The organism is Candidatus Thiodictyon syntrophicum (assembly GCF_002813775.1).
Lineage (GTDB): Bacteria > Pseudomonadota > Gammaproteobacteria > Chromatiales > Chromatiaceae > Thiodictyon > Thiodictyon syntrophicum.
This window is the reverse complement of the sequence record NZ_CP020370.1, coordinates 1,834,765-1,854,491: the sequence shown is the minus strand read 5'-3', so window position 1 is coordinate 1,854,491 and position 19,727 is coordinate 1,834,765. Positions and strand designations below refer to the sequence as shown.

At 64.0% G+C, this 19,727-nt stretch carries 17 protein-coding genes; 2 read left to right on the top strand and 15 right to left on the bottom strand.

All coding sequences use genetic code 11. The annotated features are described in order from the left end of the window. Positions 1–194: 194 nt before the first annotated feature. On the bottom strand, positions 195–1,499 hold the full coding sequence (gene urtA, locus THSYN_RS08010) for an urea ABC transporter substrate-binding protein (RefSeq protein WP_100918668.1): 1,305 nt from the start codon (positions 1,497–1,499) through the stop codon (positions 195–197). A gap of 592 nt (positions 1,500–2,091) precedes the next feature. Here urtA and THSYN_RS08005 point away from each other — a divergent pair. Beyond that, complete coding sequence (locus THSYN_RS08005; protein ID WP_100918667.1) at positions 2,092–2,544, top strand: cache domain-containing protein; 453 nt, start codon at positions 2,092–2,094, stop codon at positions 2,542–2,544. Positions 2,545–2,826: 282 nt separating this feature from the next. Here THSYN_RS08005 and THSYN_RS08000 read toward each other — a convergent pair whose 3' ends face one another. Beyond that, on the bottom strand, positions 2,827–3,216 hold the full coding sequence (locus tag THSYN_RS08000) for a helix-turn-helix domain-containing protein (RefSeq protein WP_100918666.1): 390 nt from the start codon (positions 3,214–3,216) through the stop codon (positions 2,827–2,829). Between the two features lie 441 nt (positions 3,217–3,657). Here THSYN_RS08000 and THSYN_RS07995 point away from each other — a divergent pair, with 441 nt between their 5' ends. Continuing rightward, positions 3,658–4,827, top strand: a complete 1,170-nt coding sequence (locus THSYN_RS07995) for a cation:proton antiporter domain-containing protein (RefSeq protein WP_100918665.1) — start codon at positions 3,658–3,660, stop codon at positions 4,825–4,827. 180 nt (positions 4,828–5,007) lie between these two features. On the opposite strand, the gene THSYN_RS07990 is transcribed toward THSYN_RS07995, so the two are convergent. From THSYN_RS07990 to THSYN_RS07930, 13 genes are all read right to left on the bottom strand, one after another. Then, complete coding sequence (locus THSYN_RS07990; RefSeq protein WP_100918664.1) at positions 5,008–5,988, bottom strand: LysR family transcriptional regulator; 981 nt, start codon at positions 5,986–5,988, stop codon at positions 5,008–5,010. Between the two features lie 152 nt (positions 5,989–6,140). Beyond that, entirely contained in the window at positions 6,141–7,304 is a 1,164-nt protein-coding gene (gene tatC / locus THSYN_RS07985; RefSeq protein ID WP_100918663.1) for a twin-arginine translocase subunit TatC, read from the bottom strand. Positions 7,305–7,416: 112 nt separating this feature from the next. After that, entirely contained in the window at positions 7,417–7,749 is a 333-nt protein-coding gene (gene tatB, locus THSYN_RS07980; protein WP_100918662.1) for a Sec-independent protein translocase protein TatB, read from the bottom strand. A gap of 46 nt (positions 7,750–7,795) precedes the next feature. After that, complete coding sequence (gene tatA / locus THSYN_RS07975) at positions 7,796–8,077, bottom strand: Sec-independent protein translocase subunit TatA (protein ID WP_100922343.1); 282 nt, start codon at positions 8,075–8,077, stop codon at positions 7,796–7,798. A gap of 257 nt (positions 8,078–8,334) precedes the next feature. Then, on the bottom strand, positions 8,335–8,673 hold the full coding sequence (locus THSYN_RS07970) for a phosphoribosyl-ATP diphosphatase (protein WP_100918661.1): 339 nt from the start codon (positions 8,671–8,673) through the stop codon (positions 8,335–8,337). A gap of 110 nt (positions 8,674–8,783) precedes the next feature. Next, positions 8,784–9,353 (bottom strand): Uma2 family endonuclease, encoded by a 570-nt coding sequence (locus tag THSYN_RS07965; RefSeq protein ID WP_100918660.1) that lies wholly within the window; start codon positions 9,351–9,353, stop codon positions 8,784–8,786. Further along, on the bottom strand, positions 9,350–9,742 hold the full coding sequence (gene hisI, locus THSYN_RS07960; RefSeq protein ID WP_100918659.1) for a phosphoribosyl-AMP cyclohydrolase: 393 nt from the start codon (positions 9,740–9,742) through the stop codon (positions 9,350–9,352). The genes THSYN_RS07965 and hisI overlap by 4 nt, the downstream gene beginning before the upstream one ends. Before the next feature lie 12 nt (positions 9,743–9,754). Then, positions 9,755–10,513, bottom strand: a complete 759-nt coding sequence (gene hisA / locus THSYN_RS07955; protein WP_100918658.1) for a 1-(5-phosphoribosyl)-5-[(5-phosphoribosylamino)methylideneamino]imidazole-4-carboxamide isomerase — start codon at positions 10,511–10,513, stop codon at positions 9,755–9,757. A 393-nt stretch (positions 10,514–10,906) separates the two neighbouring features. Continuing rightward, a complete protein-coding gene (locus tag THSYN_RS07950) occupies positions 10,907–12,364 on the bottom strand; it encodes a class I SAM-dependent DNA methyltransferase (protein WP_100918657.1) in 1,458 nt (485 codons plus the stop codon). Continuing rightward, on the bottom strand, positions 12,361–13,026 hold the full coding sequence (locus THSYN_RS07945; RefSeq protein WP_100918656.1) for a DUF4276 family protein: 666 nt from the start codon (positions 13,024–13,026) through the stop codon (positions 12,361–12,363). The genes THSYN_RS07950 and THSYN_RS07945 overlap by 4 nt, the downstream gene beginning before the upstream one ends. 2 nt (positions 13,027–13,028) lie before the next feature. After that, on the bottom strand, positions 13,029–14,423 hold the full coding sequence (locus THSYN_RS07940) for an AAA family ATPase (RefSeq protein WP_100918655.1): 1,395 nt from the start codon (positions 14,421–14,423) through the stop codon (positions 13,029–13,031). A 323-nt stretch (positions 14,424–14,746) separates the two neighbouring features. Further along, a complete protein-coding gene (locus THSYN_RS07935; RefSeq protein WP_157817523.1) occupies positions 14,747–16,387 on the bottom strand; it encodes a restriction endonuclease subunit S in 1,641 nt (546 codons plus the stop codon). 145 nt (positions 16,388–16,532) lie between these two features. Beyond that, on the bottom strand, positions 16,533–19,313 hold the full coding sequence (locus tag THSYN_RS07930) for a type I restriction endonuclease subunit R (protein ID WP_100918654.1): 2,781 nt from the start codon (positions 19,311–19,313) through the stop codon (positions 16,533–16,535). Between the last annotated feature and the right edge of the window lie 414 nt (positions 19,314–19,727).

Sequence of the window (19,727 nt, the reverse complement as noted above, 5' to 3'; positions counted from 1 at the left end):
ATCGCTTCTCCGATTACGATTACGATTACGACAACGACAACGACAACGACAACGATTATGTTTAACTTGTTCTTGGCTCGTTACTTAACAAAGCTCCTTTCTCCGTGTCTTTGTGTCTCCGTGAGAGAATTTCTTTCTCGTGGTATGAGCGCGACGATGGGCGGGCCGCTGCGCAGCCCCGCCCCGGCAGAGCCCTATTTCGCCGCCTGGGCACCCAGACACTTCTTGGTCTTGGTGTTGTAGTTGCCGCACTTGACGGGCGCGGTCCAGTCCGCCTCCAGGTCCTTGGAACCGGGCAGGAAATCGGACCAGGCGTCGCCGGGGACGGTGCCCGCGGTCTGCCAGACCACGGCGAACTGGCCGTCGTCCTGGATCTCACCGATCAGCACCGGCTTGGTGATATGGTGGTTGGGCAGCATCCTGGCGATCCCGCCGGTCAGGTTCGGGGTCTCCAGACCGATGATGGCGGCCGCGACCTTATTGGTGTCGGTACTGCCGGCCTTCTCCACCGCCTTCACCCACAGGTCGAAGCCGATCTTGGTCGCCTCCATGGGGTCATTGGTGACGCGCTTGGGGTTCTTGATGAAGTCGTGCCACTTGGTGATGAAGGCGGCATTCTCCGGGGCCTCCACACTCATGAAATAGTTCCAGGCGGCGAGGTGCCCGACCAGTGGCTTGGTATCGATGCCGGAGAGTTCCTCCTCGCCCACCGAGAAGGCGACGACCGGGATGGTCTCGGCGGAGACGCCCTGATTACCCAATTCCTTGTAGAAGGGCACATTGGCGTCGCCGTTGATGGTGGAGACCACGGCGGTCTTCTTGCCGGTGGCACCGAACTTCTTGATGTCGGCGACGATCGACTGCCAGTCGGAGTGGCCGAAGGGGGTGTAGTTGATCATGATGTCCTCCTTGGCCACCCCCTTTTGCTTGAGATAGGCCTCGAGGATCTTGTTGGTGGTGCGCGGGTAGACATAGTCAGTGCCGGCCAGGACCCAGCGCTGCACCCCCAACTCGTTCATCAGATAATCCACCGCCGGGATCGCCTGCTGGTTGGGCGCGGCACCGGTGTAGAACACGTTCTTGGACGATTCCTCGCCCTCGTATTGCACCGGGTAGAAGAGGAGCCCATTGAGCTCCTCGAAGACCGGCAGGACGGACTTGCGTGAAACCGAGGTCCAGCAGCCGAACACCACGGCCACCTTGTCCTTCGCCAATAGTTCGCGCGCCTTTTCGGCGAACAAGGGCCAGTTCGAGGCCGGGTCGACCACCACCGCCTCCAACTGCCGGCCGAGCAGGCCGCCCTTCTTGTTTTGCGCGTCGACCAGCATCAGCACGGTGTCCTTGAGCGTGGTTTCACTGATGGCCATGGTGCCCGAGAGTGAGTGCAGCACCCCGACCTTGATAGGGTCGTCCGCCGCTACCGGCGCCATGGCCGCCGTGAGCCCCAAGGCCAGGCCCGCCCCCAGTACCAGCCGCTTGATCATGTCGCGTTTGCGCATCGATGTAACTCCCCGAGATGTGGCGATGAAGGAAAAAGATGGAGGAAGAAAGGGCGTGGTCCGCGGCTGGGCGCGGCCAGCCGGCAGGCAGCGTCAGGGGCGGGGGCTCCGGTGGCGTTCACCCCAAAAAGAGTATTTGGCCGCAAATGAACGCAAATAAGCGCAAATAAACCTACTGGTTAGCATCGTCGCGAGCGTCACCCGGACGATGAACATGCAGGAAAGGCCAAGTCTCTGATTATTTGCGTCAATTTGCGTTCATTTGCGGCTCAACTGGTTTTTTCTGGTTCACCAGAGACGCACTAGCGCCCGCGCCGAGGTTACGACGCAAGTAACGGGCCAGCGTCTGGGGGTGCGTTTCCGGCGCAAATGATCGGGGAGCGCGAGCGCTATCGCTCTATCTTGGTGCATTTGCCCAAGCCTCACGCCCGGAAATGGGCCGATGCGGGGCAGTGGCAGGCATCCGACGCGACCCCGTGGCGCCTTGGCGTCGGCTATCGCCGGATTTTTGGTGCATAGGGTCTGGCGCGGCGCCCAAGGTTGGGCTATCGTCGCCCCGTTCCACCACCACAACGAAACGAGGAGACATCCGATGAAGAAGACCCTGATCGCCTGCGCCGTCGTCGGCTGCGCCGCGCTGCTGAGCGGCGTTGCCCTGGCCGCCGACACTGGCACCCCGGACGAGGCCAAGGCCCTGTCCCAGAAGGCCCAGACCACCGTCGACACGCTAGGCAAGGATAAGGCCTTCGCCGCCTTCTCCACGGCGGAGTTCAAGCCGAAAGACCTCTATGTTTTCTGCATGGACATGGACGGGAAGATGCTCTCCCACCCGCTCAAGCCGGAACTGGTCGGCAAGAATCTGCTCGACTTCAAAAAGTACGGCGACGAGTTGTTCAAGAACATGATCGCGAAGGTCAAGACCTCCAAGGAGGGCTGGGTGGACTACAAGTGGCCCTACCCGGGCACGGAAGAGATCAAGGCCAAGACCAGCTACGTGATGGCCAACAAGGACGGCTTCTTCTGCGGGGTCGGCGCCTACAAATAGCGCCCTTCGCAGCCCCGACCTCGTGTCGGGGCGGGACGATGACGGCGCCGCGGACGCGCCGCTATGCCGCGGGGGCGGGACGCCCCCACTCCTCGGTCGGGAGTGTCGTCGCCACCGACCCAACCCATCCACGCTGCGCCCACCCAACCGACACGCCAGCGGCGGTGTCAACCAGCACCCACTCACCGGCGGCGCCCCGTTGCGCCGCGGCGGCAGTGTCCTCTCGCCCCGCTGAGCACACATCAAGTGACCCCGCCTCAGGACTTTTTGTGTAAGCCCCCACTAATTCCCCACGGGTATCCCTTCTCCGCCCTCGCTGTCCGGCGGTTTCGGGGGGGTTTCCACCCGGTAGATGGCCTGGGTTTCGGCGACCTTGAGGATCGTTTCCCGGCCACGGGAATCGGTATCGCGGTAGCGATCCACCAGGTGGCGCTCGTCCTGGGACAGGGGGTCCTTGTCGTCCAGGCACAGCAGATAGGTGGCCGTCACGGTGCCCAGGGCAACCGCCAACTCCTGGGCCTCTTCGAGTCCCATGCGGCGGATGCCCTGTTCATAGTTACTGATGCGTGACTTGGACAAGGAGCCGGTACGGCCCGACAGGTCGGAAAGGCTTAGGCCCTGCGCTTGGCGTGCAGCGCGCAGGCGTTGGCCGATTCTCTTCGTTAGGTCCATGGATGATGGGTTACACAATCGGGTGCTGTTCGTGGCCCACGAGCGGGTCGTGAGGCCCCAGAGCGGCAGGTCGGGCAAGCCACCACGCCTTGGCGGCTCGGCAGTCCATTGCACGCAGACTTCAATGAGTTCCTGCCCCATCCAGCGCTCACGGGTGCGGCCCTAAAGGATAAACAAGCAGGTTCGTCAATTGGTACACGATTATACCTGCCAGCCCGGGCCGGGGCCGCCGCCGCCGCCCTTGAGTCCAGCCGCTTTTGTGTATCGAAACAGGCCCGGCAGCCGCCGACCGCCGAGGTGCAGCCGACCGACGGGCATTGATGCCCCCTGAACGGTCCGCTCGAACACGTCAGGAACAGGTGTTTTCCCTGGCCCCAGTCATGGCAAAATCCACGCACCCGCGTGGACCGGACCGGCCCCAGGCAGACCCCAGGGGCAACCATGACCCAAAACCCGATCGTCTTTACCTTTTTCCTGGTCTTCACCGGCGCCGCGATCCTGGCCACCGCCGCCCTGGCCGCGCGCCAGTCGCTCCTGGTCGCCTATATCGGGCTCGGCATGCTGTTCGGTCCCTGGGGGCTGGCCCTGGTGGGCGACGCCACCCTGGTCTCCCAGTCGGCCGAGGTGGGCATCATGTTCCTGCTGTTCCTGCTGGGGCTCGATCTCACCCCGCAGGACCTGGCCCGCAGCCTGCGCCGCACCACGCTGGTGACCGTAGGCAGCGCGGTGCTGCTCCTGATCATCGGGGGGGGGATCGGACTGCTGGCCGGTTTCACGCCGGTCGAGGCCCTGATCGTCGGTGCCGCCATGGGCTTCTCCAGCACCATCATCGGACTCAAACTGCTCCCGACCACCGCACTCCACCATCAGCGCATCGGCGAGATCATCATCAGCATCCTGCTGTTGCAGGACCTGTTCGCGATCGCCCTGCTCCTGTTGCTCAAGGGCTTGGCCGCGGGCGCCACCCCCTGGCTGCAGATCGCCTTGCTGGTGCTCACGCTCCCCGGGCTGGTGGTCTTCGCGGGGCTTGCCGCGCGTTTCGTCCTGATCCCGCTCATCCGCCGCTACGACCGCTTTCGCGAATACATCTTCCTGATCGCCATCGGCTGGTGCCTGGGGATGGCAGAGTTGGCGGGGTTGCTGGGGCTCTCCCCTGAAATCGGGGCCTTCATCGCCGGGGTCGCGATGGCGTCGAGCCCCATCGCGCTCTACATCGCCGAGAGCCTGCGACCGTTGCGGGACTTTTTCCTGGTGCTCTTTTTCTTCGGGGTGGGGGCGCAATTCAACCTGGGGATGGCGGCTGACGTCTTGACCCCCGCCCTGTTGCTGGCCGCCGCCGCGCTGACGCTCAAGCCGGCGATCTTCCGCCTGCTCCTGGTCCACACCGGCGAGCCCCCGGCGCGGGCCTGGGAAATCGGGTTCCGGTTGGGACAACTGAGCGAATTCTCGCTCCTCATCGCCGGCCTGGCCCTGACCACCGGCGCCTTGGGCGAGCGGGCCGCCTACAGCCTCCAGTTCGCCACCGTCCTGACCTTCCTCGCTTCGTCTTATCTGGTGGTCCTGCGCTTTCCGACCCCCATCGCCATCTCCGACGCCCTGCGGCGGGATTGACCCTGGAAGAAAATTTAGCCGCAAATGAACGCGAATTGACGCAAATAATCAGAGACTTGGCTTTTGCTGCACGTTCACCGCCCAGACGCCCGCGACGATGCTGACCACCAGATTTATTTGCGTTTTTTTGCGTTCATTTGCGGCCAAATACTCTTCTTGGGTCTACTGATGGTCGACCGCTCACCCCAGCATCGCGTCATCCCAACGGGGCTCTTCGCCCACCTGCTCCGGCACCGCCTCCACGACGCGGTCGGCGAAGGCGCGGTCCAGGATCTTGACGAAGCACTTGGTCTGAGGTGAGAGGAACTTGCCGCGCCGCTGCACGATGCCGTAGCTGCGCTTGGGGAAATACTGATCCAACGGTACCCGGGCCAGATTCTCCTCGCCGGTCAGGCACACGTCGGTGACGATGGAGATGCCCAGCCCCAACTCCACATACTTCTTGATGACCTCCCAGCCGCCCGCCTCCAGGGTCACCCGGTAGGCCAGATTGTGCTGTTTGAACACGAGATCCACCATCCGCCAGGTACTCAAGTGCCGGGGCGGCAGGATCATCTCGAAGGGTGCGATCTCCGCCAGGGTGACGGACTCCCGCCCGGCCAAGGGGTGGTCCTTCGGGGTGATCAGGGTCGGGCGGTAGGTGACGAAGGGGCGGTAGTTGATGTCGTCGGGGACCTCCATCAGGGAGCCCACGGCCAGATCCGCCTCGTCCGCGCGCAACATGGCAAGCCCGTCGCGGCCGGTCACGTTATGCAGCTTCAGTTCGATGCCGGGATACTGCTGGACAAAGCTGCGCACCGGCTCCGGCAGGATATAGAGGATCGTCGACTCACCGGCGGCGATATTGAGCGCGCCCTGATCGACCCGCCCGCACTGGACGGCGAAGGCGTCGTGGAGCCGGTCCATGCCCTCCACCAGGGGGGCGGCCATCTCGAAGAGGAGCTGACCCTCGGGTGTGAGACGGATCTTGGGGCCGCGCCGCTCGAAGAGCACCGTGTCGAACTCCCGCTCCAGGGCCTGGATCTGGAGTGACACGGTCGGCTGGCTGAGGAAGATCTTGTCGGCGGCGGCACTGACGCTGCCGGTGCGCGCCGCATGGCAAAAGGCCCGCAATTGCTTCAATCGATTCTGTTTGTAGTGGATCTGGGATCCAGAGGCCATGGTCGGTCACGCTCGGTCCGTAGTAAAGGACCCGATACTAGCCCATAGCATCCATTGAGAAAAGCAATACGTTAAGATTCCGCTTCGACAGGCCCGCACGGGCCTCACCCAACCCTGACGCCCGGCGTGCGGGCTGCCTGCCCGCCCCCGGCTCAGGACCCGTTGAGTGAGTTGAGGATGTTGCGCGCCGTGCGGCGCTGGGATTCGTCGCCCTCCTCCAACACCTCGTAGAGCACCTGCCGGGCGGCGAAGTGGTTCTCCAGTTCGCGCAGCCGGTTGGCCCGCCGGATCTTTTCCTCGACCCGATCGAGCGGGGCCGGCGCGGATGTTGGCGCGGACGCCGGCCGGTTGGCCGCGTGTTCGGCATCGGCGCGGTCCAACTCGGACTCCATCTCCTCGTCGGTCAGCGGACGCCAGTCCGGGGGGGGGCCGGGATCATCGGGCTCCAGCTCGTCCCCCATCACGGACGGGAAGGACGGCTGACTACCGCCGCCTGGCCGCCCGGGCGGCGGTGCGGGGGGCGGGAGCGGACCGGGACCCGCGGCCTGGGCCGCCTCCGCGGCCTCCCGGGCGGCCCGGTCACGGACCAGGATGCGGGAGAAGAAGACCCCCAGCTCGAACAGTAGCCACATCGGGATCGCGAGCATGGTCTGGGAGAAGACATCGGGCGGCGTCAGCACCATGCCGACCACAAAGGCCCCGACGATGATATACGGGCGCTTGGCGGCCAGGGCATCGGGGGTCGTGACCCCGATGGCAACCAGGAGGATGGTCGCGACCGGGACCTCGAAGGCCACACCGAAGGCAAAGAACAGGGCGAGCACGAAGTCCAGGTAGGCCGTGATGTCCGTCATCATCGCCACACCTTCCGGGGTCGTCGCGGCCATGAAGCCGAAGATGAGCGGAAACACCAGATAGTAGGCGAACAGCATACCCAGGTAGAAGAGCACCACGCTGGAGGCCAGGAGTGGGATCGCCAGGCGCTTTTCGTGGCGGTAGAGCCCCGGCGCGACGAAGGCCCAGAGCTGATAGAGCAGCCAGGGCATGGCCAGGAACACGGCCGCCATCAGCGCCAGCCTGAAGGGTGCGAGGAAGGGCGAGATCACCTGGGTGGCGATCATGTGGCCGCCCTGCGGGAGCTTGGCGATCAGCGGGGCGGCGACATAGGTATAGAGGCTGTTGGCGAAGGGGAAGGTCACCACCAAGGCCACGCCGATCCCGACCAGCATCCAGATCAGCCGATCGCGCAGTTCGACCAGGTGGGAGAGAAAGGGCTGTTCGGCGCCCGGGTCATCGGGTTCGGTGGACGGGGCCATGAGGAGATCTCGGGGGGCAATCCGCGCGTCCGCGGGGACCGGAATGGGTCCGCGAAAAACGCGAAAAACGCGAACCGGCTGGTTCGCGGGTCAGGCGCCTTCGGGGGCCGGATTAGGATTTCGTGGCGATTCGCTCGGGCGGCTCGGACAGGTGTCGCCCCGGTTCGGCGTCCGCATCGGGGCGGGAGGCAGCGGGCGGCGGCACCACCGGCTCCTCCAGGATGCGCTGCAGCGGGTTGCCCTGCGCCTGCTTTTTCAGGATGTCCTGAAGTTCCTGGGCCTTGAACTCACGGTCGATCTCATCCTTGACCGTGGCCAGGGTGCGGCGCGCCCGCCCCAGCCAGAGTCCGGCCAGACGCGCCACCCTGGGCAGGTCCTTGGGGCCGATCACCACCAGGGCGACCACCCCGACCACCATCAGTTCCCAAAAGCCGATATCGAACATCGCGAGGCCCTATGAACGCCTGTTCAAGATGCGGATCGCAACGGGATCAGGAGTTCGGCCAATCGGAGCGCGGGTCCCCGGCCGCGGGCGTCGCCCCGACCTTGGACCGCGCGGCCGTCGGCGCCGGATCGGCCACGCGCCGCGGCGCGGACTCATCGATCTGCTTGGGCTCCTCGCCCTTCTCACCGGACCCCATGGCGCTGCGAAAGCCCTTGACCGCATCGCCCAAGTCCTGGCCGATGTTCTTCAGCTTCTTGGTGCCGAACACCAGCAGCACGACCACCAACAGGATCAACAGGTGCCAGACATGCAAACCACCAAGGCCCATGGTCTTCTCCGCCACCGCTCGCAAGCGGTCTGAATTCAGGTTGATTTGGCCGACGGACCGGGCACCGCCCGCGCCGCCGCAGATCCTCAATCATACTCCAATCACCCCGGTTCAGGTACGCGCAGGGGGCCGCCCGCCCCCCCTCGGCGCGCGCTGATTGCGGGCCTGCCGACCCCGGACAGCACGCCTATCTACTTATTTTATCATGCCGTCTTGGCAAGACAGCCGCGCTCGGCGCGTCGCTTGGGGATTGCAAGTTACGATTCCTTCACGGCCCCCTGCTCGCCGCGCGCCGCCTTCTCCGCAATACCCGAGAGGCCGTAGCGCCGATCCAGTTCCGCCAACACCCGCGCTGGGCGCAGGCCTTGGTGCGCCAGCAGCACCAGGGTGTGAAACCATAGGTCCGCCACCTCGTAGACAATCTTGTCCGCCTCCCCGTCCTTGGCCGCCATGACCGTCTCGGTCGCCTCCTCCCCGATCTTTTTCAGGATCGCGTCCAGCCCCTTGGCATAGAGCCGGGCGACATAGGAAGACTCCGGGTCCGCCTGCTTGCGGGTTTCCAGGACGTCGGCCAGGCGTTCGAGTATGTCGGTCATGTTTCCGGTCGCGAGTAGGCAGTGGGGCGTGCGGCTAGTCTAACCTGACGCAGAGGCGTGCTGAAACCCGACCCCCGCGGTTGCGTCCCGGATCAGGCTTGGCTACGGTTTCAGAAGAGGGCGGAGAGGTCGCAGACCACCGGACCGGCAAGGGGCAGCGGCACGGCCGCGAGGTCGGCGGCTTTGCTGACCTGCGCATAGCCGCTCGCGCCCGGTTCCCGGTAGATGCTGAGCGCACTGCCGCCCAGATCGACCAGCCAGACCTCGGGGATACCGGCCCGGGCGTAGCGCGGGATCTTCACCTCGCGATCGTAGCGCAGGCTGCTGTCGGCGACCTCGATCAGCAGCAACACCTCGTCCGGGCCGGGATGACCGCTGCGGTAGTAGTCCGAGCGGGGGCGCAGCAGGGCGATGTCGGGTAGGGGTTCGGAATGGTCGTCGAGCCAAACCGGGTCTTGGACGGCCAGGACCGCGGCGCTCCCGACGGCCTCTTTCAGGAGGTTGGCAAGGAGCTTGACGGTCCCGGCATGGGGGTGGCCGATCGGCGGCATCTCGATAATCTCCCCATCGATCAACTCGGTACGCAACTCCGGCCCGAGGATGCCGGTCTCGCCCATGCGATGGTAGTCGGCCACGCTGAGGCGGTGGACACGGGCTAGCGATTGGGCGGTGGCACTCATCGGTGGTAAATGGCGTCCGGGTCCTTGAGCACCGGGGCGATCTCGACCCAGTTGCCGACGCCGTCCAGTTCCCGGAAAAAGCAGTGGTGGCGACCCGTGTGGCAAGCGATGCCGCCCCTCTGCTCCACCTCCATCAGCACCACGTCGGCGTCGCAATCGATGCGTAGGGCCCGCACCACCTGCTGATGGCCGGACTCCTCGCCCTTGTGCCAGAGCTTGCGGCGCGAGCGCGACCAGTAGACGGCATGGCCGGTCTCCCGCGTCAGGGCGAGCGCCTCGCGGTTCATCCAGGCCATCATCAGGATGGTGCCGGTGCCGGTCTCTTGGGCGATGGCCGGCACCAGGCCGTCCGCGTCCCACTTGATGGTGTCGAGCCAGGTGTCGCTCATGGGTCTTGCTCCTCAGGAAGGGGTGGCGGCCAGGTCATCGGCGAGACGCTGCCCGGCGGCGAAGTCGAGCGTGCCCTCGTAGATGGCGCGGCCGGTGATGGCGCCGGTGATGCCCGGCCGGTCGGGCACCCGCGCGGCCTGGGCCAGGGCGCGGATGTCCGCCAGGTCGGTGATGCCGCCGGAGGCGATGATCGGGAGCGCGACCGCCGCGGCGAGCGCCCGGGTCGCCGCGATGTTGGGACCGGTCATCATGCCGTCACGGCCGATGTCGGTGTACACGATGGCCGCGACGCCGTCGCCCTCGAAGCGTTTGGAGAGTTCCTCGACCCGGTGTTCGGTGACCTCGGCCCAACCGCGGATGGCGACCTGTCCGTCCTTGGCGTCCAGCCCGACGATGAGGTGGCCGGGGAAGGCGCGGCAGGCTCGGGCGACGAAGGCGGGCTCGGTCACGGCCTGGGTGCCGATGATGCAGAAGCTCACCCCGGCCGCGAGATAGGCGGCGATGGTCGCCTCGTCACGGATGCCGCCGCCGACCTGCAGCGGCAGGTCCGGATAGCGGGCGGCGATGGCGCGGATGGCCGCGCCGTTGACCGGCTCACCGGCGAAGGCGCCGTTGAGATCCACCAGGTGCAGTCGCCGGGCGCCCTGCCCCACCCAGCGCCCGGCCATCTCCACCGGGTCGTCGGAAAACACGGTCTCGTCCTCCATGCGCCCTTGGCGCAAGCGTACACAGCGGCCGTCCTTGAGATCGATGGCGGGAATCAGGAGCACAGGCAAGCTACCTCAGAATGATGGCCAAAGGCCGGTCGCGGGGCGCGCGTCAGGGCGCTATTTAACCACAGGGACGGGGCCTCGCCCTACAGGCCGTGTGGGCCCGACGCGACGGGCCCGGCGCCCGAACGTTACCCATGCCTCTCTGAAGAAGAACGAATCTCACGCAAAGACGCAAAGACGCAAAGGGAAGAAGAACTCAACAACCTCTCGAAAAACTGGAGCATACCAATGAGGCACCCAGCGCGATCACCCCGGTGAGGCGCAACCGACCCAGACCAGGGCCAGATCATCGCCGCGCCCCTAATCCCAATTGGATCATTCTTCTTTGCGTCTTTGCGTCTTTGCGTGACATCTCTTTGAAGTTGAGGGCGAGGGACTGGTCTAGGCTTGTCACTTCGCCAGCCCCGCGGCCACGTCCCGAAACGCCATCAGGGCGGCCTCCAGGTGCTCGATGATCTCCTGCTGCAGGATCTGCGGGGGCGGCAGGTCATCCAGATTGTCCAGCGCGTCATCCTTGAGCCAGAAGAGGTCCAGGCTCGCCTTGTCGCGGGCGACCAGCTCGGCATAGGGGTAATACTTGAAGCGCTCAGTCTCCTTGCGCTCAAAACGATTCTCGGGGTTATAGCAGGTGATGAAATCGCGCAGATCGTCGAACTTCAGCGGCCGGGTCTTGAGCGTGAAGTGCCGGTTGGTGCGCAGGTCATAGATCCACAGGCCCTGGGTATGGACCTGCCCGTCCTTCAGGCGATTGTCGAAGAACAGCACATTGGCCTTCACCCCGTTGGCATAAAAGATCCCGGTCGGCAAGCGCAGCAGCGTATGGACCTCGCAGGTCTCCAACAGCTTGCGGCGGATGCGCTCACCCGCGCCCCCCTCGAACAGGACATTGTCGGGCAGCACCACGGCCGCCTTGCCGCTGGCCTTGAGGATGGTAACAATGTGTTGGAGAAAATTGAGCTGCTTGTTCGAGGTGGTCTCCCAGAAGTCCTGACGCTCATAGGTCAGTGCGTCGCGGTCCTCCTCACCCTCCGCATTGGTGATGGTCATGCTGCTCTTCTTGCCGAAGGGCGGATTGGCCAGCACATAGTCATACCGCCAACCGGGATCGCCGACCAGTGCGTCGGCACGGTCGACCATCGGTTCATCGTCCAAATCGCCGATACTGTGCAAGAACAGATTCATCAGACAGAGGCGGCGCGCGCTCGCCACTATCTCATTCCCGGAGAAGGTCTTGCGGCTCAGAAACTCCTTTTGGCGCCGGTCCAGCGTCTGCCCCGGGCGGGTGAGCCAGGCATAGGCACCGAGAAAGAAGCCGCCGGTGCCGCAGGCGGGGTCGGCGATGGTCCGCATGGGCTCGGGGCGGACGCACTCCACCATCGCCTGGATCAGCGGACGCGGCGTGAAATACTGACCGGCGCCGCTCTTGGTATCCTCCGCATTCTTCTGCAGCAGGCCCTCGTACAGATCGCCCTTGGTGTCCGCATCCAGGCTGATCCAGTCCTCCGCGTCGATCAGTTGCACCAGCCGCGAGAGCTTGGCCGGGTCCTGGATCTTGTTCTGTGCCTTGAAGAAAATCGCCCCGAGCATCCCGGTCCCCTGGCCCAGCCGGTGCAGCAGGGCCAGATAATGCGCCTCCAGCGGCTCGCCGGTCTTCGACCTCAGGCTCGCCCAGTCATAGCCCCGGGGGATATGGGTATCACGGCCATAGGGCTCCTGGGCATACTCGTGCGCCAGCTTCAGGAACAGCAGATAGGTGAGTTGCTCCAGGTAGTCGCCATAGCCGACGCCGTCGTCGCGCAGGGTGTGGCAGAAGTTCCAGATCTTCTGGATCAGGGTCGATGCATTCATTCCAATATCCGCAGTTGTCGCAGTGCCAGCCTCAGCTCGCTATCCAGCGCCGCAAAGGCGTCAAGCTGCCGCAGTCGTTGTAGGGAGACTTGTTCGCCCAGTGCATTCAGCATGGGTGAGACGCCACGCCGCTTACGCAGTCCCGAGGGATGAGTCGCCTTGAATGCGGCGGCCAGCGTTGCCTTGGGATCGGCTGCCGCCTCCGCTGAGCCTGGCGACGGCGGCAAGCCCATTTCGTCATCAGTCAATGTGGTGCCAAAGACCTGGCGTAGCGCCTCGCCATCGACAATCGCCCAAGCCTCTGTCTCACGGACTGGAACCACGGCGACCCCCACCCCTTCATTGGCGAAAGCCTGCCGCAGCCTATCGATAGCGGGTTGCGCTTGCTGGTTGCGCACACGCACCGGGTCTCCCGCACCGTCCGCATGAATAAAGAGAACCCCCCAATGACCGCGCCCCCCTTGCGCTGCCTCAAAAATACGCTGCTCGCGCGGTGCATCATTCGCTGACTCAGGGTGATTCAAACTCAGACATTCACTGATCTCGACCGGCTGCGGCGCATCACCCAGGCAAATCGCTTCGCAAAGTCGCTCCAACACCGGACAGAGAAAGCTGTAGTCAGTAGGTCCTTCGGCATAAAGGGCGAGACTCAGATAATGCATGCTCAGCCCTCCGTGCTCACGGTTTCCAGCACGCGCTTGACTTCAAGATCCGAGACGAAACCCTGCGGCACATCGTCGTCACCAAAAAGCGACGTTTGAACCTTGAAACGGACCGGGCGCAAACGGGTTCTGCGGCGCTGCTCGTGCTTCTGCGGATCGGTGACAGTGGCGGTATCGGCGAACAGGATCGATCGGTGTTCCGACATCAACTCCTTATTGATCAATGCGGACAGTACGACCGGTGAGTGGCTGTTAAGCAATAATTGGCTCAAGGGTGTCGATACGTCATCGTCGCCAAACCCCTGTGGATCAGTCACCATGTCCCGGAGACGTTGAATCAACTGCTTGATTCGGGCCGGGTGAACACCGTTTTCCGGCTCCTCGAAACAGATCAACCCCCGGTGTCGCGGATCGTGCAGGAGTGTCAGCAGCGTCAGCACCCGCAGGGTGCCGTCCGAAATAACCCTTGAACTGAACGGCAAACCATCGCGCATCGTAAGTTCGATGCGGTATTCGCGGCTCGCCTCATGCAATTGCGCATCAAGCTTCGTGATCCCTGGAATCAGGTTGTTCAGTTCAGCCGCAATATCACTGAGAACGCCGACGGGGCGGATTTTTGTTGCCGTCTCAGCCTTGAGTTGCGCCAAGACCGCGGCCAGGTTCGAGCCGTCCGCCGTCAATACATCGGGCGCCGTTGCCGGCACCGGCTTACGTAGCAAGGCAGGATCGAGTTGCAGCAGACGCCAGTACCGCATTTCCTCTCGCAATGCGAACAGGTGCGGAAACTCCGCATTCGTAATGCTGTAGAGCACCGTCGCTTCCGCCGCACTGGCCGGGCGGTTGCGGCCCTGCTTTCCGTCCTGATGAACGCTGAAGGTGAGTCCTTCCGGCAAGCCTTCGGTCGTCAACCAGGGCTTCTGGCGTACATACTTGAGAAATGCACCCCGAAACGCCTTGGAGGGCCGCATGGAGTCTGCCCATTTGTCATCCTTGCGCATGATCGGGAGCGCCGCCTCATGCGCGACCTGAACACGCTCGATCCCGGGCTTGATCGTTCGACGCTCCAACGTGACCTCATAGCGCAAACGGGTGTGGCTGAGCTTTACCTCGCTTCCCCAGGGGTCGCGCACCACAGGATCAACCAGGACTTCTGCCGCCAGGCGAATCTGGCTGGAACGTCCGCCGGCCGTCTGGCGAAAAAGTTCCAACGGCTCGCCGCGCATATCCTTGACCGCCTCCGCCACGTCACGGGTAGCCAGATTTGCCAGCAGTTGAATGACGTCGAACAGATTGCTCTTACCTGCGGCGTTATTGCCGACGATCACCGTCAGGGGGGCAAGATCGATGACAAGATCCTCGAATGACTTGAAGCCATCGACTTCCAGGCGCGTCAACATATCAATATCCTCTGAAAACCGCCGAATGACTGCTGGCCGCTGGCGGCACCGCAGGCGGGGCCTCGATCATCATTCCCGCCGGCGGCGCTGGGTCCGCACAGCGGACCCTACGGGCGCGGCGCTTGACCGTAGGGTCCGCTGTGCGGACCAACGTCCTCGCGGTCGGCTCAGCGGCCGGAATCATGGCCAGGGCCGGCGGCGACCATAGCTCGCGGCACCCATCGTGTACCAGCGCCATGCCACACCATATCCTTGACGCGCTCCAATGCCAACAGGACCCCATCAGTTTGTGCCACCGGCTGCGGCACTTTCCTTTGCTGCGTTCATGACAGCGCCCGGGTCTTGCGCCCGCGCTTGCCGCTGCCGGTGCCCGCGGCGGCCCGCTCGGCGCGGATGCGCTCCAGCAGCACGGCGGCGGGTTCGTCGTTGGGGTCTTGCGGGACCAGTTGGCCGGAGAAGGCGGCTTTGAGGATGTTTTGGCGTTGGGCGGCGGATTTCTTGAGCGCCAGAAGCACGGCAACCTCCTGTGCTCCTATTTCACCCTCTGCGGCAGCAAGCCACTCGAGGATCTTTCGTTGCTCGTCCACGGGAGGAAGGGGTAAAGCTATGAACGAGAAGCGACCAAGGCTAACCTTCTTTTGTGCGACTCCTTGGGTGATCGGCCCAATTTGCTGCCGCCCAATGTAAGAATTGATAATTGCGGAAAGAAACGCAGGTTCCATAAGTCCCGGCCAACATCTTACCTTGATGCAATCGGCTGTAATGATTGCTGGCGACTGACCAATCGGGTAGACATCGGAATCACCGGGCGGCTCACCCATCTTTGTCACAAGAACATCCCCGCCTTCAATCCCATGGGCTTTAAGCTCTTCGGCTTTCTCTGCTGTTACGTATCTGGTAGTTGCGCCGCCGTATTTCCGTGATCGAATATTGCGAACAAAGACCAGCGGCACTCCGGCATCACGATAGTCCGATACTTTCAAATTGCTACCAAATGGTCCAATAGCAAGCGCATACGATTCGTCAGACGCAACTTGCTCAACGCTAGCCCAGGCCCACTGCGCCGGCAAGTCGGGCAGACTCGCAATTCTTGGCTGTACGGGTTGGGAGTATTTCAGTCGCCAGTCGTTAGGCGGCGCCTTGCGTTGATCTTTGAACTTGGCGAGTTGCTTGATCTCCCAGCGGGCACGGCGTTCAGTGAGGACGCGCTCGAGCAACTGGGCGCCGGTCTCTTTCGGCTCGTCTGGTTGCTGACTTTGGACTTCGCGCCATGGCGCAGTCAGCGTGCCGCCCACTGCCGCTTTAAGCAGGGACTGTCGGTATAGCGACAGCTTCTTCTGCGCGACATTCAACTCTGCGATGCCGGCGTCGAGGTCGGGGAGTAACTCTTCGAGCTTTTCCAGGATGCGGGCTTGCTCCGCAACCGGCGGGACAGGAATGGCGGCAGATGACAGCCAAGTGGTGGCTACACGCATTTGACCAGCACTGCCCGTCATGTTCTGCCGCGCCAACTTGCGGAAGTTCGTCTGCGACAAGAAGTAGGCAAGCCAGGCAGGGTGCGCCGCAGGGGTTGCTCTCAGAACATGAAACTCGGTCGATCCGAAGGCGATGTGATACGGCAACGGCGGCACCACGGCGAGTTTCCCGTTCTCCATGCAGGGCGTAATCTTGGCGAACAAGACATCATTGGCGAGAAAGGATGTGTAGCCCTTTTGCACCTCAGCCAATGGGCGAGTAGCTGAGACATCGATCCCGCCGAATTCCTGGGTCACTGCACTCATCGGAATGAAATGGACCGGGAGTAGCGTGGCAGCCGGCACGATACAAAACGAACGTGGATCTATTTCCGCGATAGAAGCCAAGGGGGTAAGAACCCACGAATCCGGCAGCGGCACAGAAGCGTTTTGCTCGCCAACTGGTGATTCATCGTATCCGTCAGAACTGCTGGGTGCGCCCTTGGTCATGGTTCGGGGCGCTCGTCTCGTTCCCACGCTCCAGCGTGGGAATGCAGTCCGGCCGCTCCAGCGGCCCGAGGCGCTACGCGACGCTGGAGCGTCTGCACTTGCTCCCCTGCTGCCGCGTGGGAGCCAGATCGCACACTGAAGCCATTCACGCCACCAACTCCCGATTCATCTCATCCATCAACCCATCCAATGCCGGCCCAAACACCCCCCACACCTTCTGCAACCCACCCTTATCCGCAAACTCCGCATAATCGAAGTCCCCCCGCCCGATACTGCAACTCGCCGCGATATGCTCCTTCATCAGCCGCAGCCAGTCGGTCTGCTCCGGGGTGAAGGCGGTCGCCCGCTGGGCATTGTGGCGAAAGATCCATTCCTGAAAGCGCTTGTCGACCTGCTCCCGAAACGGGCGCAGTTCGCTGTCCAGCCCGATGGCGAAGCGCACCAGGGCGATCAGGTCGGTCAACTGGCGCCGCGCGTCCGCGCCCTTGACCTGGGAGGTCTTGACGCGCGCATAAGCACTCCAGAGACGCTCGGTGGTCAGCATCAGGGGCGGGCGGCCGAGTCGGTCGTGCAGTTCCTCGATCATCTCGAAGGTGAGTGCGCGCCGCTGGTAGGGCTGCTGGTAGAAGAAGGCGAGCGCGGCAATCTCGTCCTTGTGTTGGGCGATATAGTCGGCAAAGCCCTGGATGGCCTTGCGCGCCTGGGCTTCGGCCTGCTCCCCGTAGCCGGCGAAGGTGACCTGATCGAGGTTGATGTGGTCGATCAGTTGTTCATGCTCGCGGCGGGCGGACTCGATCGCCTCGCGCAGTTCAGGGCGGTCGAAGGGGGTACAGGCGGCGGCGACACGCGCGGCGCGGGCGGCGGCGATCTCACCGGCGGTGAGGGTGTCTTCGGACCTGGTGATACCGCGGGCCTCGGCCGTGGCGAGCGCGTCCTCGATGATCCGGTCCGGGTTCAGGGCCGCGATGAGCCCCTTGCCCAGGTCGGCCACGGACACCCCGCCCGAGACTGTCTCTACCCGCGCCCGCGCCTTGTCGTCCAACTGCTTGGCCAGGCGTACCAGGCGGTTGGCGAGGCTCAGCAAGGTATCGTCGTCACGGTGCCCGATGGCGACCCCTTGCAGCAGGTCCTTGAGCGGGATGCCGGGCTTGCGCTCCAGCGGCCGGCTGTCGGTCTTGAGCGAGCGCTCCACGCCCACCGCGTCGATCAGTACGAAGCGGGTCTTGGCGCTGTCGGCGCTGTTGCTGACGCGCTTGAGACCATCGCAATCGAGGCTGCGCACGCCGCGCCCCTTCATCTGTTCGTAGTAGCCGCGCGAGCGCACGTCGCGCATGAAGAGCAGGATCTCCAGGGGCTTCACGTCGGTGCCGGTGGCGATCATATCGACCGTGACGGCGATCCGTGGGTAATGATCGTTGCGAAAGCTCGCAAGCGTACTGTCCGGATCGTCCTCGGCCTTGTAGGTCACCTTCTTGCAGAAGGCGTTGCCCTGGGCATAGACCTCGCGCAGACATTGGATGATGTCGTCGGCATGGCTGTCGGTCTTGGCGAAGATCAGGGTCTTGGGCGTCTCCTTTCGGTTGGGGAAGATCTGCGTCTCCACCGCGGTCTTCATGGCCTCGATGACCCGGCGGATCTGGCTTGGGTTGACGACTGAGCGGTCCAGTTCCTTGCCCGTATAGGCCTGGTCCTCCTCGGTTTGGGCCCAGCGCCGCTTGCGGGTCTGGCGCTCGCGGTGGTCCACCCATTCTTTCGCCTTCAACTCGGCGCCCTTTTTGGTCACCTCGGTCTCGATCTCATAAACATCGTAGCCGACGTTCACGCCGTCGGCAACCGACTGTTCATAGGTGTACTCGGCGACGATGTTCTCGTTGAAGAAACCGAAGGTGCGCTTGTCCGGGGTGGCGGTCAGGCCGATGAGAAAGGCGTCGAAATAGTCGAGCACCTGCTTCCAGACGTTGTAGATGGAGCGATGGCACTCATCGATGATGATGAAGTCGAAGGTCTCGATCGGGACGGCCGCGTTGTAGCGGACCCGCTTGGCCTGCTGCGGCATCTGCTGCAGCTCGTTGAGTGAGATATCCTCGGCCGAGGCGTCGAGCGGTTCGCCCGACAGCACCGAGTACAGACGCTGGATGGTGCTGATGACCACCTGCGCCTGGGGATCGATGGTGCTGCTGCTCAGGCGCTGGACGTTGTAAAGCTCGGTGAACTTGCGCGCGTCATCCGGCGGGGTATAGGCCATGAACTCCTGATGCGCCTGGGTTCCCAGGTTGCGCGTATCGACCAGGAACAGGATGCGCCGGGCGCGGGCGAACTTGAGCAGGCGGTAGACGGCGGTAATGGCGGTGAAGGTCTTGCCCGAGCCGGTCGCCATGTGGGCCAGGGCGCGGGGGCGGTTGTGGGCGAGCGAGCGCTCGAGCCCGCCGACGGCGGCGACCTGGCACTCGCGCAAGCGGGCGGTCGGCAGGGCCGGCAGGGTGCTTGCCAACCGGCGGCGCAACGTGTCGGGCGCGGCGAGCCAGTGCGCCAGTTGCTCGGGCCGGAAGAAGTGGAAGACCTCGCGCGAGCGCGGCGCCGGGTCGCGGGCGTCGGTGAAACGGATGATGGCCCCGGTGCTCTCGAACAGGAAGGGCAAGGGGGTCATCAGGCCGCGCCACTTGAGGGGCGCGGTGGCGTAGCGCAGGGTCTGGTCTTCGGCGACGGTGATGTTCTCGCCGGACTCGGCGCGCTTGGCCTCGATGATGCCGACCGGCGCGCGGTCGATGAAGAGCACATAGTCCGCGGGGCCGGTCGCGGTCGGATACTCGCGCACGGCCACGCCGCGGGCGGCACCCAGATCGATGTCCTGGTAGTCCTGAATCACCCAGCCGGCCTCGATCAGGCGCTGTTCGATGTCCTGGCGTGCCTTGGCTTCCGGGGTCATAGGTCTCTCCTGTCACCAACGTAGCAGAGCGACGCCGCCGGATCGCCAGGGTCAGGACGGGCCGAACTGGGCCCACCGCGCCTCGACACCTTGGTCAGGGCGGTCTCTGGCCGGGCGCGGCCGGTTGAGTCGGCCTCGGCGGCGGATCGGCAAGAGGGCAAGTCTACCAGATGGTCACACCCTGATCCGCGTGCCGCCTGGGCCAGGGTGCGATCAGAACTGATGTGGTGACTGAGATCCCGGGTCCGTTGTCGTTGTCGTAATCGAAAAATCCGACCACGATTACGACAACGACAACGACGCCCGGTGATGCGGCAGCGTCGTCCGCGGCCCCGTCGGCCCCCCGCCAGCTAGTGTACGGACCCGGAAAACGGACCCGGGTCCGTCCCGGAGATATGCCCGCGCCCGCTTTTG

Bases quoted from the DNA above. Each gene is read 5' to 3' on its own strand.
- urtA (WP_100918668.1), bottom strand. From the start codon at position 1,499: ATGCGCAAACGCGACATGATCAAGCGGCTGGTACTGGGGGCGGGCCTG.
- THSYN_RS07945 (WP_100918656.1), bottom strand. From the start codon at position 13,026: ATGCATTATCTGAGTCTCGCCCTTTATGCCGAAGGACCTACTGACTAC.
- THSYN_RS07995 (WP_100918665.1), top strand. From the start codon at position 3,658: ATGACCCAAAACCCGATCGTCTTTACCTTTTTCCTGGTCTTCACCGGC.
- THSYN_RS08005 (WP_100918667.1), top strand. From the start codon at position 2,092: ATGAAGAAGACCCTGATCGCCTGCGCCGTCGTCGGCTGCGCCGCGCTG.
- THSYN_RS07940 (WP_100918655.1), bottom strand. From the start codon at position 14,423: ATGTTGACGCGCCTGGAAGTCGATGGCTTCAAGTCATTCGAGGATCTT.
- tatB (WP_100918662.1), bottom strand. From the start codon at position 7,749: ATGTTCGATATCGGCTTTTGGGAACTGATGGTGGTCGGGGTGGTCGCC.
- THSYN_RS07950 (WP_100918657.1), bottom strand. From the start codon at position 12,364: ATGAATGCATCGACCCTGATCCAGAAGATCTGGAACTTCTGCCACACC.
- tatC (WP_100918663.1), bottom strand. From the start codon at position 7,304: ATGGCCCCGTCCACCGAACCCGATGACCCGGGCGCCGAACAGCCCTTT.
- THSYN_RS07930 (WP_100918654.1), bottom strand. From the start codon at position 19,313: ATGACCCCGGAAGCCAAGGCACGCCAGGACATCGAACAGCGCCTGATC.
- THSYN_RS08000 (WP_100918666.1), bottom strand. From the start codon at position 3,216: ATGGACCTAACGAAGAGAATCGGCCAACGCCTGCGCGCTGCACGCCAA.
- tatA (WP_100922343.1), bottom strand. From the start codon at position 8,077: ATGGGCCTTGGTGGTTTGCATGTCTGGCACCTGTTGATCCTGTTGGTG.
- THSYN_RS07990 (WP_100918664.1), bottom strand. From the start codon at position 5,988: ATGGCCTCTGGATCCCAGATCCACTACAAACAGAATCGATTGAAGCAA.
- THSYN_RS07965 (WP_100918660.1), bottom strand. From the start codon at position 9,353: ATGAGTGCCACCGCCCAATCGCTAGCCCGTGTCCACCGCCTCAGCGTG.
- hisI (WP_100918659.1), bottom strand. From the start codon at position 9,742: ATGAGCGACACCTGGCTCGACACCATCAAGTGGGACGCGGACGGCCTG.
- THSYN_RS07935 (WP_157817523.1), bottom strand. From the start codon at position 16,387: ATGACCAAGGGCGCACCCAGCAGTTCTGACGGATACGATGAATCACCA.
- THSYN_RS07970 (WP_100918661.1), bottom strand. From the start codon at position 8,673: ATGACCGACATACTCGAACGCCTGGCCGACGTCCTGGAAACCCGCAAG.